At 41.2% G+C, this 16521-nt stretch carries 15 protein-coding genes and 1 tRNA gene; 12 read left to right on the top strand and 4 right to left on the bottom strand.

Going from position 1 to position 16521, the window contains the following annotated elements:
• Window positions 1-88: 88 nt before the first annotated feature.
• The 5 genes from QMN06_RS08880 (at window position 89) to QMN06_RS08860 (ending at window position 5507) form a co-directional block, all read left to right on the top strand.
• A complete protein-coding gene (locus QMN06_RS08880) occupies window positions 89-2440 on the top strand; it encodes a DNA translocase FtsK (RefSeq protein WP_281969764.1) in 2352 nt (783 codons plus the stop codon).
• 6 nt (window positions 2441-2446) lie between these two features.
• Complete coding sequence (locus QMN06_RS08875) at window positions 2447-3094, top strand: outer membrane lipoprotein carrier protein LolA (protein ID WP_281969763.1); 648 nt, start codon at window positions 2447-2449, stop codon at window positions 3092-3094.
• Window positions 3095-3120: 26 nt separating this feature from the next.
• Window positions 3121-4443, top strand: coding sequence for a serine--tRNA ligase (gene serS / locus QMN06_RS08870; RefSeq protein WP_281969762.1), 1323 nt, complete (start codon window positions 3121-3123; stop codon window positions 4441-4443).
• Window positions 4444-4810: 367 nt separating this feature from the next.
• Entirely contained in the window at window positions 4811-5095 is a 285-nt protein-coding gene (locus tag QMN06_RS08865) for a hypothetical protein (protein ID WP_281969761.1), read from the top strand.
• Window positions 5096-5153: 58 nt separating this feature from the next.
• Window positions 5154-5507, top strand: coding sequence for a hypothetical protein (locus QMN06_RS08860; protein ID WP_281969760.1), 354 nt, complete (start codon window positions 5154-5156; stop codon window positions 5505-5507).
• Here QMN06_RS08860 and QMN06_RS08855 read toward each other — a convergent pair.
• The gene (locus QMN06_RS08855; RefSeq protein WP_281969759.1) at window positions 5504-6466 is read right to left on the bottom strand and encodes a tripartite tricarboxylate transporter substrate binding protein; all 963 of its coding nucleotides are present in this window, start codon (window positions 6464-6466) and stop codon (window positions 5504-5506) included. The two genes, QMN06_RS08860 and QMN06_RS08855, sit on opposite strands and share 4 nt — an antisense overlap.
• A gap of 17 nt (window positions 6467-6483) precedes the next feature.
• Window positions 6484-7461: a tripartite tricarboxylate transporter substrate binding protein gene (locus QMN06_RS08850; RefSeq protein WP_281969758.1), complete on the bottom strand. Its 978-nt coding sequence runs from the start codon at window positions 7459-7461 to the stop codon at window positions 6484-6486.
• A 141-nt stretch (window positions 7462-7602) separates the two neighbouring features.
• Here QMN06_RS08850 and QMN06_RS08845 point away from each other — a divergent pair, with 141 nt between their 5' ends.
• From QMN06_RS08845 to QMN06_RS08835, 3 genes are read left to right on the top strand one after another with little or no spacing between them, the layout of a single operon-like run.
• Window positions 7603-8079, top strand: coding sequence for a (2Fe-2S)-binding protein (locus tag QMN06_RS08845; RefSeq protein WP_281969757.1), 477 nt, complete (start codon window positions 7603-7605; stop codon window positions 8077-8079).
• An 11-nt stretch (window positions 8080-8090) separates the two neighbouring features.
• Window positions 8091-10301 (top strand): molybdopterin cofactor-binding domain-containing protein, encoded by a 2211-nt coding sequence (locus tag QMN06_RS08840; protein ID WP_281969756.1) that lies wholly within the window; start codon window positions 8091-8093, stop codon window positions 10299-10301.
• 11 nt (window positions 10302-10312) lie between these two features.
• Window positions 10313-11059, top strand: coding sequence for a substrate-binding domain-containing protein (locus tag QMN06_RS08835; RefSeq protein ID WP_281969755.1), 747 nt, complete (start codon window positions 10313-10315; stop codon window positions 11057-11059).
• A 31-nt stretch (window positions 11060-11090) separates the two neighbouring features.
• Here QMN06_RS08835 and QMN06_RS08830 read toward each other — a convergent pair.
• Window positions 11091-11178, bottom strand: a tRNA-Ser gene (locus QMN06_RS08830).
• Between the two features lie 89 nt (window positions 11179-11267).
• On the opposite strand from QMN06_RS08830, the gene QMN06_RS08825 reads away from it, so the two are divergent.
• From QMN06_RS08825 to QMN06_RS08815, 3 genes are read left to right on the top strand one after another with little or no spacing between them, the layout of a single operon-like run.
• Window positions 11268-12188, top strand: a complete 921-nt coding sequence (locus tag QMN06_RS08825) for a dihydrodipicolinate synthase family protein (protein ID WP_281969754.1) — start codon at window positions 11268-11270, stop codon at window positions 12186-12188.
• Window positions 12189-12221: 33 nt separating this feature from the next.
• Window positions 12222-12671 (top strand): phosphate-starvation-inducible PsiE family protein, encoded by a 450-nt coding sequence (locus QMN06_RS08820; RefSeq protein WP_281969753.1) that lies wholly within the window; start codon window positions 12222-12224, stop codon window positions 12669-12671.
• A gap of 1 nt (window position 12672) precedes the next feature.
• Complete coding sequence (locus tag QMN06_RS08815; RefSeq protein ID WP_281969752.1) at window positions 12673-13290, top strand: class I SAM-dependent methyltransferase; 618 nt, start codon at window positions 12673-12675, stop codon at window positions 13288-13290.
• On the opposite strand, the gene QMN06_RS08810 is transcribed toward QMN06_RS08815, so the two are convergent.
• Window positions 13287-14687: a GntP family permease gene (locus tag QMN06_RS08810; protein WP_281969751.1), complete on the bottom strand. Its 1401-nt coding sequence runs from the start codon at window positions 14685-14687 to the stop codon at window positions 13287-13289. The two genes, QMN06_RS08815 and QMN06_RS08810, sit on opposite strands and share 4 nt — an antisense overlap.
• 163 nt (window positions 14688-14850) lie before the next feature.
• On the opposite strand from QMN06_RS08810, the gene nadB reads away from it, so the two are divergent.
• Window positions 14851-16521, top strand: a complete 1671-nt coding sequence (gene nadB / locus QMN06_RS08805; RefSeq protein ID WP_281969750.1) for an L-aspartate oxidase — start codon at window positions 14851-14853, stop codon at window positions 16519-16521.

The following is a 16521-nucleotide window of genomic DNA, read 5'->3' as shown; positions in this document are numbered from 1 at the left end:
ATTATAAGGACAAATAGTTTTTAAGTGATATGACCCAAAGTACTAAAAAATGTTAATAAAACGCCAGAGGGGTTTACAATAAGTATCTATGGGACGAAACATAGTTCAACCAAAATCAGTGCGCGCAAAAGCCTCCATTCCGTTGGATGGGGAAGATTCAACCCCATCAGAAAATACCTTACGTTTTCAAAAATTATTATCTGAAATTAGGTGGTTTATTTCTTTATCAGCCTGTTTAGGATTGATTTTGATTCTTGTGACTTATCATCCAAGTGATCCAGCGTGGTCGAATAATTCAGGTGGGGCAGTAAAAAATCTCGGTGGTAGAGCTGGAGCATACTTATCTGACCTGTTCCTTTTTGTATTTGGCATATCTGCTTATTGGTGGGTTGTTCTATTTGCAAGACGGGTCCTTTCCGGATGGCAGAAAATTTCGTTTCAAGGGGTGATCGAGGCTGAAGTCTCAGCTGAGGAATATATTAAAGACTCTTGGTTGGTTCGTTGGTTGGGTTTTTTAATGACTTTATGCTCAAGTGTGGCATTAGAGTCCATACGTTTACATTCTTTGAGTTGGCCATTACCCAATCATCCAGGAGGTGTCTTGGGCGAGGCGATTGGAGATCCTCTGCAAAATCTTCTTGGATTTACAGGAGCGACGCTTGTTTTACTTCTTTTCTTATTTGCCGGTTTATCCTTATTTCTGCATTTTTCATGGATTGGATTTTCGGAGCGTGTAGGTCGCGGATTAGAACTTGGATTTATGAAGTTACGAAATAAGCAAGCTTCAGTTGAGGATCGAAAAATTGGTGAAGTAGCTGCCGAAGTACGAGAAGAGTTAGTGGAAGAAGAATTAGAAAAGATTGACGATGTTGAGCCGATACAAATAGTTCGCCAAGAGCCAGCCATACAGAAGAGTGATCGGGTTGAGCGAGAAAAGCAACAAATACTTTTTGAGGAGATTCCTGACTCTGAATTACCTCCCTTATCACTTTTGGATGAATCCCCAGTTCAAGTTGATAATGTTTCAGAAGATACATTGGAATTTACCTCTCGACTGATTGAGCGTAAGTTAAAAGACTTTGGGGTAGAGGTTAAAGTAGTAGCGGCTTACCCTGGACCAGTGATTACTCGTTATGAAATCGAACCTGCCTTAGGTGTTAAAGGTAGTCAAATTGTCAATTTAAGTAAAGATTTGAATCGTGCTCTGGGAACCCAAGCATTACGGGTTGTAGAGACCATTCCTGGCAAAACTTGTATGGGTCTTGAAGTGCCTAACCCAAAACGTCAAATGATCAGTTTGTCTGAAATTTTGACATCCCAGATATATAACTCAAGCCATTCTTTATTGACATTGGCATTAGGTAAAGACATCTCCGGTCAGCCCATGGTGGCTGATTTGGCAAAGATGCCACATATGTTAGTAGCTGGTACCACAGGATCAGGTAAATCAGTGGGTATTAACGCCATGATTTTATCGCTACTTTTCAAAGCAAAGCCGGATGAGGTTAGGTTGATTTTGATTGATCCCAAAATGCTAGAAATGGCGATGTATGAAGATATCCCCCATTTATTAACGCCTGTGGTTACTGACATGAAGCAAGCCTCTAATGCGCTGCAATGGGCAGTGAAGGAGATGGATCGCCGTTATAAATTAATGAGTAAATTTGGCGTGCGTAATCTTGCTGGCTTTAATAAAAAAATCATGGAAGCAGAGGAAGCTGGTACCCATTTATTTAATCCATTTAGTTTGACTCCTGAAGATCCTGAGCCATTACATAAAGCGCCAACGATTGTGATTGTAATTGATGAGTTGGCAGATTTAATGATGGTAGTTGGTAAAAAACTAGAAGAGTTAATTGCACGTATCGCACAAAAAGCGCGCGCTGCAGGAATCCATTTGATTTTAGCTACACAGCGTCCAAGTGTGGATGTGATTACAGGATTGATTAAAGCCAATGTGCCTACCCGCTTATCATTTCAAGTGAGTAGCCGAATTGATAGTCGTACCATTCTTGATCAGCAGGGGGCTGAAAGCTTATTAGGTATGGGAGATATGTTGTATATGCCACCAGGTACGGGCCAACCCATTCGTGCACATGGAGCATTTGTCTCTGACAATGAAGTGCAACGAGTAGTTGATTGGCTTAAAGAGCGCAGTACTCCTAATTACATCGATGAAATCATTGATGGACCTGCTGAAAGTTCTGAAGGTGGATTTGGTGAAGATGCTGGTGGCGAAGCTGACCCACTCTATGATCAGGCTGTTGCGATTATTTTAGAAAACAAACGTGCCTCGATTTCCCTTGTACAGCGTCATTTGCGTATTGGGTACAACCGAGCAGCAAGATTATTAGAAGACATGGAAAAAGCGGGATTAGTTTCTAAAATGTCAGGATCAGGAACAAGAGAAATTTTGACATCTTCTTCAGCAACCAAATAGGATGTTATGTTAAAGAAAATTGGAATTTTTATTGCTGGTTTATTGATTTGCCATTTGGCCTGGCCCATGGATGCTATCGAGCAGTTAAAAAATTTCTCTAGGAACACAAAAAGTTCGTCTGGAGATTTTGTTCAACAACAGGTCAGTCAAGGGAGTGATGGCAAGCTCAAAATCAATAAAGAACTATCTGGAAATTTTGTTTTTTCAAGACCAGGTAAATTCGTATGGACAGTTTTAAAGCCTTATGAACAAAAAATGCTTGCAGATGGTAAGCAGTTAGCGATGTGGGATAAAGATTTAAATCAAGTTACATATCGTTCCGCTAACCAAGCGTTGGCAACAACACCTGCCGCCATTTTGTTCGGCGATACACCTCTTGACCAGTATTTTGAGCTTCAATTGGTTGGGGAAAAAGGTAATTTAACTTGGGTTGAGTTATCACCCAAAGTGAGTAAGCAGGGATCGAATGATATTCCTTATAGCAAAATTGGTATTGGAATGTCTAACAACCTACCTCAAGCGATGGAGCTTCGAGATAACTTTGGTAACGTAGTTTTGTTAACATTTACCAATATTAAAACCAATATTTCAGTATCACCTGGAGAGTTTGTTTTTAAAGCTCCTAATGGGGCAGATATTGTCAAACTTCCTTAATTCTATTTTTGTTAGATTGAATAACCATGATTGATCCACAATTACTTCGCAAAGACGTTAATAGTGTTGCTGCCCAGTTGGCAAAGCGGAAGTTTATTTTAGATGTTACGAAATATAGTGAGCTTGAAGTGGAAAGAAAAACACTTCAAGCTCATGCAGAGGAATTGCAAGCTAAGCGTAATCAGTTGGCAAAAAGTATTGGCATGAAGAAATCGAAGGGGGAAGATGCTGCTGTAGAAATGGCTGATTCCATAAACTGTAATGAGTTGCTTAGTAAAGCTAGTCAGAGCCTAGATGTATTACAAAAAGAAATAGCTGATTTCATGATGGGTATCCCTAATTTGCCGCATGAGACAGTACCTGAAGGTAAAGATGAGAATGATAATGTCGAAATTAAACGCTGGGGAGATACCCCAAGCTTTGCGTTTGAGATTAAAGACCATGTTGATTTAGGGGCATTACATGGGCTTGATTTTACTTCGGCAACCAAAATTACCGGCTCTAGGTTTGTTGTTCTGAAAGGAGCAATTGCCAAACTTCACCGAGCTCTTGCTCAATATATGTTGGATTTACATACAACACAGCATGGCTATGAAGAGATCAATGTACCCTTAATTGTGAATGCCCAATCCATGCGCGGCACAGGTCAACTGCCAAAATTTGAAGAAGATTTATTTAAAGTTCCAAGAAAAATTTCTGAAACTGTGACAGATCAAGAAGAAGATGAATCAGTTGAAAATTTTTACCTTATACCAACTGCTGAAGTCCCGGTGACCAATTTGGCTCGAGACCATATTTTTCAGGCTCAGGAATTACCCAAGCAATATGTCGCTCACACACCTTGTTTTAGATCTGAAGCAGGAAGCTATGGCCGAGACGTCCGAGGCATGATACGTCAACATCAATTTGAAAAAGTGGAATTGGTGCATTTTGTAAAACCACAAGATTCTTTAGAAGCTCTTGAGAAATTAACCGAGCATGCTCAAGCAGTTTTAGAGGGTTTAGAAATTCCATATCGAAAAATACTATTGTGCACAGGCGATATGGGTTTTGGAAGTATGAAGACCTATGATTTAGAGGCCTGGGTTCCATCGCAAAATACCTATCGCGAAATTAGTTCTTGTTCCACTATGGGGGATTTTCAGGCGCGAAGAATGCAAGCGAGATTTAAAGACGGGCAAGGCAAGCCGGAGTTAATTCATACACTCAATGGTTCTGGTTTAGCGATTGGTCGTTGCTTAGTGGCACTTATTGAAAACAATCAACAAGAAGATGGAAGTATTCGTATTCCGTCTAATTTACAAGCTTACATGGGTGGCCTTACTGTATTAATGCCACCCACGGGTTAGTTAGAGTTTGGTTTTTTAGTTCTTCAAGAAGTTCATTGTCCAAGGAATAATGACTTGATTGAAAATGACAGTATCAGTCCATCCTCGGGGTTTACAGTATTTTTGTTTTGAGCCATTCATTAAATTATAAAAATAATAATAGTATTGAATTGAGTAATTAATTGGAGGGGTATTGCGACTGTAATTGATTCTAAATTAGAACTAATATGAAAGTTGTTGAAAAGAAACGCTTTTTACTTGCAAATGTTTACTAAAGTTGCTTTTATTTTCTTTATGAATTATTATCAAAAATACTAAGTTTAAATCTTAGGTTATCTTAATGTAACAAAAGAAATATTACTTAACTTCTAGCGAAAAGAACTATTATATGCAGGCAAAAGTTTGTAAGAATTGTTTACAACCGTTATCTTCCGAAAGGAAAGAGCGAGGACTTTCCACCTGTGCTAACTGCTCCAAGTTAATTCAAGCAAGGGAGAAAGAGGCACGTGACCGTGAAAACCCACCGCCTAATTCCCCATTGCAAGCTGCGCTTAAAAATGAGTTACAACAGCAACTTGAGGCTGAAGCTGAGAAAAAAGAGTTAGAAAAAAAGCAAAAAAATGTCGAACACTTTTTCGATGATCTACAAAAAGTAAAACGTAGTTTTTGGTAGTTGTTGTATCCAATAGCCGTTTACTGATCCGGCAAGAAATAATCTAAATTTCGAATCAATGATGAACTTTTCTAAAGCGGTATTAGTCATTCTTTCCTTTTATGTAATGGTATCTTCGGCGTTGGCGCAGAATATTCCTGACTGGCAAGAGAACGGTAGTAACGGTTCATGCGGTTGGGCCAAGTCCGATAAAAGTGGTAAAAGTTTACCCATCAGCATTTATGCTAATCCCAGCGATACATCTCCAATCAAAACAATCAACAACGATCCTAATTATTATTGGGTAGTTGAAAAGAAGGGAAATTGGGTCAAGCTTCGTGCGACGGGCGGTCCCCAGTTTTTAAATGGTCCTCTGGTTGGATGGGTCAAGATTAGTCAGTTACAACTTGGGGCTTTTAGAAACTGTAATTAATCAAGTTGTGCCCCAGAGTCTTTTACGATTTTTTTCCATTTGGTGATTTCATCTCTTAGCTTTGTATTCAGTTGACTTGCGGGAACGGGAGTGATGTCTAAGCCCTGTGCAATTAATTTTTCACGCAGATCAGGTTGAGTTAGAGCTTTTTCCATTGCAACTTGAATCGTCTTGCCAACCTCTGCAGATACTCCATGGGGAGCAAATAGACCAACCCATACCTCACCAACACAATCAGGGTAGGTTTCAGCAATTGCAGGAATTTCTGGAGCTAAAGAAGATCTTCTAGGGGAACTAATTGCTAAACCATGAAGCTTTCCCGAGCGGATATAAGTAAGCGCTGAAGGTAGACTAGCAAAAGCTAATGGAATTTGGCCCCCAAGTACATCATTAATTGCTGGGGATACACCCTTATAGGGTATGTGCTGCATATCAACATTTGCACTGTTATTGAGCATGGCTCCGAGAAGGTGACTAATCGTGCCATTCCCTGCAGAGGCATAAGAGAGTTCACCTGGTTTTTTTCTTGCTGTTGAGATCACATCTGCAAATGATTTTAAAGGCGAGTTTGGAGGCGAGACTAATACATACGGCGTTGATCCAATATAAGACAAAAATACAAAATCATTGATTGGATCAAAGCCAGGATTTTTATACAAGGCTGGATTAATCGCTTGAGCACTATTGATGGTTAGTAAAAGTGTATAACCATCCTTCGAACCTTTAGCTACACTTTGCGTGCCGATATTGCCACCCGCACCCGGGCGATTTTCTACTACGATTGAAGTCTTTAGGGCCTCTCCCAAGGCAGGAGCAATGGTACGAGCAACAATATCATTCGTGCCTGCTGCCGCTTGAGGAACTACCAAAGTAATAGGCCTATTAGGGTAGTTCTGACCAAAGCAAAAACTTGTAAAGAAAGTCAGTAAAAGAAACGATTGTTGTAGCATTTTGATCATATTTTTCCTAAAGAAATTTATTCAGGTTTGATGTTTTTGGACTGAATAATCGTAGCCATTTTAGATACTTCACTATTTAAAAATATATTTGCTTCTTCTGGAGTATTGCCATAAGGATCGATACCTAATTGCTCAAACCGTGCCTTCAACTCGGGAGAGTTAACAGCGCGTTTTGTTTCCAAAGCAACACGGTCAATGATATCTTTTGGCGTGCCTGAGCGTGATAAAAACATCGACCATGTACTTGACTCAAGATCTAATCCAGCTGCTTCAAGCATCGTTGGCACTTCAGGAGCGCTCGAGATGCGATGATGTGACATGATAGCAATTGATTTAATTTTCCCTGCCCTGACTTGTGGCATGAGAGTGGGTGGTGTATCTATAAAAACTTGAATATTATTGCCCATTAAATCTTGAAGAGCTAAAGCAGATCCTTTGTATGGCACATGCGTCATCTCGATATTGGTTTTCATCTTAAAAAGTTCGGTTGCCATATGAGCGGCAGCTCCAATACCAGAGGATCCATAGGAAAGTTTTCCAGGATTTGCTTTTGCATAAGCGATGAATTCTTTTAAGTCTTTAACTGGAAGGGCATTACTGACCGTCAATAATAGGGGGGTAATCCCAACCAATGAGATGGGTGTGAGACTTTTTAGAGGATCGAATGATAGTGTCCCTGCATAGAGTGTTGGGTTAACCGAGTGGGCTGCCAAAACCGTTAAAAAGGTATAGCCGTCTGGATTCGCTCGCGCAACATATTCAGAGCCAATTAAAGCATTGGCTCCAGGCTTGTTTTCAATCACTATTTGCCAACCGGTATTTTCTATTATTTTTTGAACCACAATTCGTGTGGTGACATCACTCAGGCCGCCAGGAGCATAGGGCACTATCCACCTAATGGGTTTATTGGGCCAAGAAGCCGCTTGAGTTGACCAAGGAAAAGTTAAGCCTAAAAGAGCAGAAATGCCACCTTGATGAAATAGTCTTCGATTCATGCAGTGAAATCCTTTAATTAAGACCTCATTTTAATCACAGAGGTGAGGAGGAAAATTAGGCTTCGCATAGTATTTACCCCAATAGTAAACAATCTTTCAGGATTTAGTATCGTGTAATAACTAAATAATAAGGAGATAACAATGACTGCCATTCAGGTTAATGGTAAAACCTTTGAGGTCAATGCCGACCCAGATACCCCTCTTTTGTGGGTTATTCGCGAACATCTTGGCTTAACAGGAACAAAATTTGGTTGTGGGATAGCCCAGTGTGGTGCTTGCTCTATCCATATTAATGGTGAAGTCATGCGAAGTTGCGTATATAAATTATCGATGCTGACAAATAAAGATAAGATTACAACTATTGAAGGCCTATCGGATAACTTGGCGCATCCCGTTCAACAGGCGTGGGCTGAGGTGGACGTTCCACAATGTGGATATTGCCAGTCCGGACAATTGATGGCAGCAAGTGCTTTACTTCAACGCAAAAGTAATCCAACAGATCAAGATATCGATAACTCGATGACGAATATTTGTCGTTGTGGAACCTATCAGCGTATCCGTGAAGCAGTTCATCTGGCGGTACAGATAGCTAAAAATCCTAATAAAAGAAAAGCATAAAGGGGCCTTTGATGACAACACAATCGCTTAATAGTTCAATGGCTACTCCCACTTCAAGAAGACAATTTTTAGTCACGAGTATGTCTGCTGGTGCGGGTTTGGTTCTTGGCTTTGCATTACCCAGTAAAGTTTTCTCCGCCCCTACACTTCAAATTACTCCGGAAATCAATGCTTGGGTCGTTGTAAAACCAGACGATACGGTGGTTATTCGAATCGCTAGAACTGAAATGGGTCAAGGGACTTTGACCGGATTAGCCCAATTGGTCGCAGAAGAATTAGATTGCGATTGGAGTAAGGTAAGAACAGAGCTTGTTGCACCTCAAGATAATCTTGCCAGGCAAAATGTATGGGGACAAATGCTCACCGTGGGAAGTTTTGGAATTAGGTTTTCTCAAGACTTAGTTCGGCGGGGTGGAGCTTCAGCAAAGATGATGTTAATGCAAGCTGCGGCGAATCAATGGCAAGTCCCACTGGGTGAGCTTACTGCAAAAAATAGCGTCATCCTCCACGGACCCTCAGGCCGCACTATGACATATGGCGCGGTTGCAGATGCAGCGGCAAAGCTTACTCCCCCTGACCCCAAAAACATGATTTTAAAAGATCCAAAACAATGGATATTAATTGGTAAACCTGTAAAACGCTTAGATACCTTAGATAAATTAGATGGAAGCAAGAAATATGCAGTCGATGTGCAATTGCCAGGAATGTTAAATGCGATCTACTTTGGAAGCCCTGTTTTTGGTACGAAATTAAAAAGCATTGATCATCGCCAAGCCATCAATATGCCTGGCGTAAAGAGAGTTCTAAAAGTTGCTGACGACGGTTATGCCGTTGTTGCGGATACTTGGTGGCAAGCAAAAGTGGCTGCTGAGAAAGTTAGTGTTGTTTGGGATGATACTGAGCTTAGTCTTAAATCAAGTAGCACGATTGAGGCATATCTGAAAACTGGTTTAACAGCAACATCAGAACTTTTTACGTTTAGAGATGAAGGTGCTGCGCTGAGTCAGCTTGCAAAGGATACTAAAAAAATAGAAGCAACATATAGTGCCCCATTTTTAGCCCATGCTACGATGGAGCCATTAAATTGTACTGCTCTAGTCACCACAGACCGAGCAGAAATCTGGGTAGGTACGCAAGATCCTGAGGGTGGGCAACTTGCAATGTCAAAAACTCTAGGTTTGCCGATGAATCAATGCTTTGTCAATCGATTTGATCCAGGCGGTGGCTTTGGACGGCGCGGAAGAGTTTCTGATTATGTGGTGCATGCATTGAATATAGCGAAACAGATTCCGGGAGTTCCTATTAAGATGTTATGGACGCGCGAAGAGGATATGACGCATGGTCAATATCGTCCAATTTCGATGTGTAAGTTAACCGCAAGCTTAGATGAAAATAATCGATTGCATGCATTGCATATTCGGTTGTCAGGTCAGTCCATTTATGCATGGCGAAATCCAACGCAAGATCTGAAAGGATTTAAAGATAATTCGCAAGTTCAAGGATGGTCTGGTGATCCAAAAAGCGATCAGCAATTATGCTACGGCGCACCCCATTTAAAAATCGAATATGCCATGCGCAATACACATGTTCCTGTAGGAACTTGGCGTGGCGTGAATGTCCCTCAAAATTCTTTTTATGTTGAAGCTTTTATAGATGAATTAGCGAGATATGCCAAAAAAGACCCATTGGAATTTAGAAGAGAAAATACAAAATTACCCAAGCAGCTAGCAATCCTTAATTTGGCAGCAGAAAAAGGAAATTGGGGTAAATCATTACCAAAGGGAGTGCATCGAGGAATCGCGCAGTTCATGAGTTATGACACCTATAGTGCGGCAACCGTTGAATTGTCTGTAAAACCCTCAGGAGAGGTCAAAGTCCATCGGGTTGTGTTGGCTTTGGATTGTGGCTATGCCGTTAACCCAAGTCAGATTGAAGCTCAAGTTCAAGGCTCGATTGTGTATGGCTTGAGTGCTGCCATGTGGGGTGAGTGTACAGTGCAGAATGGACGGATCCAGCAGCGTAACTTTGACGATTACAGAGTATTGCGCTTAGCTGAGATGCCTAAGGTAGAGACATATATTCAAAATACGGGGGGTAATTGGGGAGGGGTAGGAGAGCCGCTAATTGCCGCTATTACACCTGCTGTTATTAATGCACTTGCAGCTGCAACCGGAAAAAGAATTCGGGATTTACCAATCAAAAATCATACTTTAAAAACGTAAAGGGATATTTCATGTTTCTAAAAAAACTAACTTGTTTTTTAACAATGTTGTTTATGCATACTCAACTCTTTGCCGCAGATATTACCTTACTAGCCTCTACTGGTGTAAGCTCCATGATGAAAGTAGTCTTGGCAGATTTTGAGAAAAAGACTGGTCACAACATCAAAGTTTCATATGACACTTCTAATCTTTTGATGAAACGGATTCAGGCAGGAGAGTTGGTTGATTTAGTTATTTTGACTGCCCCATTAATTGACGAATTGACGCAGTCTGGAAAATTGACCTCAGGAAGTCGTGTTGATCTTGCTAAATCTGGAATAGGAGTAGCGATACAAAGTGGCAAGGTAAAACCGGATATTAGTACACCTGAGGGTTTAAAGAAAGCCTTGTTGGAAAGCAATTCTGTGGCTTACACCGCAACGGGAGCGAGTGGCATTTATTTCTCAAAAGTCATTGATCAATTAGGCATTGGAGAGCAGGTAAGAGCAAAAGCAAAAACACCTGCTGGCGGCATTATTGCTGAAATCGTTGCAAAGGGTGATGCTGAAATGGGTGTACAAATGATTAGTGAATTGACCGGTGTGCGGGGCACACAGTTGGTGGGGCCACTGCCGGGTAATTTACAAATGTTTACCGTATTTTCTGCAGGGGTCACGAAAGAAGCTAAAGATCCGAAAGTCGTGCAATCGCTAATCAAGTTTTTAACTACACCTGAATCTATAGCGGTTTATAAGCAGCAAGGAATGGAACCAATTTAAATAATTTAAGCATTTGATTTTATTAACTTATTGGCGGAGAAGGAGGGATTCGAACCCTCGGTACCTTGCGGTACGCCTGATTTCGAGTCAGGTACATTCGACCACTCTGCCACTTCTCCACTTCCCCAAATCTTACACTGATTGAGATGAAGTCATCACGAATGTGATATCTTCATTCTGAAGAACCAACCTAAGATAAAGAGACATTATGAACTATACGAAATTTCATCTACCAGCTGTTTTTTCTCCTGTATTAACTCCCGTTAATAGTGATTTTGCTCCAGACCATGCCAAGCTACTCAAGCAATGTCAATGGTTAGATGCCAATGGTGTGGGTCAAGCAATATTTGGAACTAATTCTGAGGCAAACTCATTTTCAGCATCTCAAAAAATTCACGCTTTAGAGCAACTCATCATTGGCGGATTAAATCCAAAGCATATGATGCCTGGAACGGGAGCTTGCTCCATTGATGAAACCGTCACAATGACAAAAGCAGCTACCAGTGCAGGTTGTGCAGGGGTGCTCATGCTTTGCCCTTTTTACTATAAAGATGTCAGTGACGATGGTTTATACAGTTTTTATGCGAATGTTATTGAAAAAGTTGCAGATTCTAAATTAAAAATTTATGTCTACAACATTCCACCGGTGACCAAAATCACGTTAAGCGTCCCACTCTTAGAAAGATTGGTAAAAGATTTCCCAGATACAGTTGTTGGAATCAAGGATAGTTCTGGAGATTGGGCTTATACAGAATCAGTAATTAAGGCATTAGCAACTTCTGGTTTTCAGGTATATGCAGGAAGTGAAACTTTCTTGATGAGAACATTACGAGCTGGAGGCATGGGCTGTATTTCTGCAACCGCAAATGTCAATCCCAAAGCTATATCAGAATTAGCTGGCCATTGGCAAGATGCTGATGCGGACGAAAAACAAGCCAAACTGGATGTTGTGCGTTCTGCATTTGCAAAATATCCTATGATTCCTGCCATGAAAACAGCCGTCGCACATTTTTCAAAAGACGCTTCATGGGCTCCAGTTATGCCGCCACTAATTGATTTAAAGCCAGAGCAACAAACAGCACTATTGGCGGATTTAGAAAAGATTCAATTTACGATGAACGGATTGTAAAAAACATCAAGCAGTCATTGCATAAGGAATTTTATGGATAACAAACAAAAACCAAGTGAATTAGAAGCGAGACTTATCAAGTTTTTAATCCCCTCAGGCAACCTGATGGTTTCAGTTTTCCATCATATTGCCTTGTTTGTCATTGGGATTGCAACTGTTTGGTCTGCAGGTTATGCAGTGATGGAGATGTTTCAAAAAACGCATGCCTCAGTTGAAGATTTATTGCTCTTATTTATTTACCTAGAAATTGGTGCCATGGTGGGGATTTACTTTAAAACCAACCATATGCCAGTGCGCTTTTTGATTTACCTAGCGATTACAGCAGTCACAAGATTGATTATTGATGTTGTTAATGTCAAACACGAGGCGAGTATTGAAGTCATGTTTTTAGGCGGCGCTATCTTAATTCTTGCTTTTGCCAATCTTGTTGTACGTTACGCATCTTATAAATATCCTTCTAAGATTAATATTGAGGAAGATTGAAATGGCTAAATTTAGTAAAGCCTTAGAGAGATGGAATGAACGGTTTTCAACCGAAGGCTATCTCTTTGGACGAGAAGTGAATCATTATTTGGCAGCACAAAAAGATCGCTTACACGCTGGCAAGGCATTAGCGATTGCTGATGGAGAAGGACGCAATAGTATTTGGCTAGCGCAGCAGGGGATTGAGGTTGAGGCCTTTGATTTTTCCCCGGTGGCACTAGAAAAAGCGAAACAGTTGGCTCAAGCAAACAATGTGTCAGTACATTTTCAGTGTAGTGATTGGCAATCATTTGCATGGCCCCCAAACGCTTATGACTATGTAGTCGGAATATTTTTCCAATTTGCTGATCCACAGGAACGTGCTGAAATTTTTGCCAAAATGGACCAAAGCCTGAGGCCTGGTGGACTTCTCATTATTCAGGGATATGGAGAAAAACAACTGGATTACAACACAGGTGGTCCAGGGGTTTTAGAGAATCTTTATACCGAAGATTTACTGAAGTCAGCATTTGCCGGATATAAGATTCTAGATTCTCGAACTTATGAGCAAGCAATAGAAGAGGGAGACGGACACGCAGGCATGTCCGCTCTAGTTGGGTTAGTAGCTCAAAAGTCTTAGACTAAGCCGGTCATGTAGTACACCGCGATGACAAAAAATACGGCGAGAGTCTTAATGATCGTAATAGTAAAAATATCCTTATAAGCAATTTTGTGAGTTAAGCCAGTCACGGCTAATAGCGTAATTACAGCACCATTGTGTGGCAAGGTATCCATGCCACCACTGGCCATGGATGCAACACGATGGAAAACTTCGAGAGGGATATTGTGCGCATGGGCTGATTCGATAAAGAAATCAGACATCGCTGCTAGAGCGATACCCATACCTCCAGAAGCAGAGCCTGTAATACCAGCGAGAGTAGAAACTGTGATGGCTTCATTAATGAGGGGATTTGGAATTGACTTTAGGGCATCAGCAACGACTAAAAATCCTGGTAAAGCGGCAATCACACCACCAAAACCATATTCAGAAGCCGTGTTCATTGAAGCGAGAAGTGCTCCCCCAACAGCGGCTTTGGTACCTTCAGCAAATTTTGAAGAAACTTGTTTCCAGCCAAAAATAATCACAGTTAAGATACCAATCAGGAGGGCACCTTCTACAGCCCAGATGGCAGCAGCTTTATGGATATCAATGACGACTGGTTTGACATCACCAATCACAGCAGGAATAAATTCAGTTGAATCACCATAAATGGCTGGAATTAAATCCGTAAATACTTTGTTCATTACGCCGACTAATACCAGTGGCAGGATAGCAATCCATGGGTTGGGTAATTTTTCAGATGGGTCAAAAGGTACTGGTTCATTCGTATGCCCCTCACCATAACCCTCGCCCTTGGATGCTGCTTTACGGCGATTGGATTCGAGATACATCATACCGAGAGTCAAAATAAAGATTGCACCAAGAATACCCAAAATAGGAGCGGCGTAGATATTGGTGTTGAAGAATGAAGTTGGAATCACATTTTGTATTTGTGGCGTACCGGGCAAAGAATCCATGGTGAAAGAAAACGCACCAAGAGCAATCGTTCCAGGAATCAGTCGTTTTGGGATATTACTTTGACGGAACATTTCAGCTGCGAAAGGATATACAGCAAACACGACAACGAAAAGAGAGACACCGCCGTAGGTCAGAATAGCGCAGACGAGGACAATCGCTAGAATGGCGCGTTGACTTCCTAATAATTTGATGACAGTAGATACGATGGACTTTGAAAACCCCGATAGTTCAATCACTTTTCCGAAGACAGCGCCAAGTAAAAATACAGGAAAATAATTTTTGATGAAGCCCACCATTTTGTCCATAAATAAGCCAGAAAACATTGGAGCAACGAGATGTGGATCCGTCAATAAAACAGCGCCGAGTGCAGCAACTGGAGCAAATAAGATAACGCTATAGCCTTTATATGCAATAAACATCAGAAAAATAAGTGCCGCAAGCACAATCAAAAAATCCATGAAGCCCCCTAGTTATTGTGAATGGATGGAAGTAGTTGCTTCTACTCTCATCATAGATAATTTGAATGACACTTTGATAACGTCAACAATAGGGTTAAATAAAATATCAAAATCAAACTTATAATGAATGTAATATTTTTATAACTTTTATAAGCAAAACATTATGCCCTCCAACAATCACACAGAGAATCTAAACTCCACAGTGAATCAGTCAGAACATGTGCCGAGTATTCATACCGATCTTTTAGTTGTTGGAGCTGGGCTAGCAGGTTTAACAGTTGCCTTGAAGGTCGCCGAAAAGCGTAAAGTGATTGTGCTGGCCAAGCGTGACCTCACTGAAGCTGCAACAGCATGGGCGCAAGGTGGAATTGTTGGTGTGTTAGACGAAAAAGATAGTTTTGAGTCACACGTTGGGGACACACTAGAAGCAGGGGCTGGCATTGTTTCTGAAGCGACCGCCCGATATATTACGGAAAATTCTCAACAAGCGATTCAGTGGTTAGTGGATCAAGAAGTTGCGTTTACCCAAGACCCTGAGGGACCCTTAGGGCTACATTTAACTCGAGAGGGTGGCCATACCCACCGACGTATTGCGCATGCTGCTGATGCCACTGGTAAAGCAATCCACATTGCCTTACTCGAAAAAGCTAAGGCGCACCCCAATATTCAGTTATTAGAAAACTGGGTAGCAATTGATCTGATTACAACGCGCAACTTAAAAGAAAAACCTAATAAAGACTACAAAAAAAGTGTCATGAAAGATCGCTGTTTCGGTGTTTATGCCTTAGATATTGGGCGTAATGAAGTTGTTGCCGTGACGGGTAATGACGTAGTGGTGGCAACAGGTGGCGTTGGTAAAGTGTATAAGTACACATCCAATCCTGATACCTCTACAGGCGATGGTATTGCCATGGCATATCGTGCAGGATGTCGTGTCGGTAATATGGAATTTATTCAGTTTCATCCGACGTGTTTGTATCACCCGCAAGAAAGAAGTTTTCTAATTACCGAAGCTTTGCGCGGTGAGGGAGCTTACTTAAAACTGCCCAATGGCTATCGCTTTATGGCGGATCATGATGAACGATTAGAGCTTGCGCCCCGAGATATCGTTGCAAGAGCCATCGACTTTGAGATTAAGAAGCATGGTATTGATTATGTTCTGTTGGACGGTACTCACTTAGGTGCTGAGTTTTTGAAAGAACATTTTCCGACCATTTATGCAAGGTGTTTAGCCGTTGGAATTGATATCACGAAACAGGGCATTCCGGTAGTTCCTGCCGCGCACTATACCTGTGGTGGCGTAGTGACTGATTTGCACGGACAAACTGATTTACCACATTTGTATTCTGCGGGTGAAGCAACTTATACGGGGTTACATGGCGCCAACCGTTTGGCGAGTAATTCCTTATTGGAATGCGTTGTGATTGGTAAAGCGACCGCAGATAAAATTCTAGAGCAAGACATTCTTACTATGCCAGAAGTTCGTCCTTGGGATGATAGTCAAGTTGAAGATGCTGATGAGCAAGTTGTGATTGCTCATAATTGGGATGAGTTACGTTCCTTGATGTGGAACTATGTCGGGATTGTGCGAACAACCAAAAGACTCGAAAGAGCCTTGCACCGCATTGAGCTGTTAAAGCAAGAGGTGCAGGATTACTATTCTAATTTCCACGTGAATCGTGATTTAATTGAGTTGCGTAATTTGATTGTTTGCGCAGAACTTATTGTACTTTCCGCGCTTGAACGTAAAGAAAGTCGTGGATTACATTACAGCCGCGATTATCCACAAACCTTTGCAATGTCTTATCCGACCATCATTACACCAAAAAGATAA

It is taken from the genome of Polynucleobacter sp. SHI8 (genome assembly GCF_027944005.1).
Classification (GTDB): Bacteria; Pseudomonadota; Gammaproteobacteria; order Burkholderiales; family Burkholderiaceae; genus Polynucleobacter.
The sequence above is the reverse complement of the archived record's forward strand: the minus strand, read 5'-3'. Positions and strand labels throughout refer to the sequence as shown.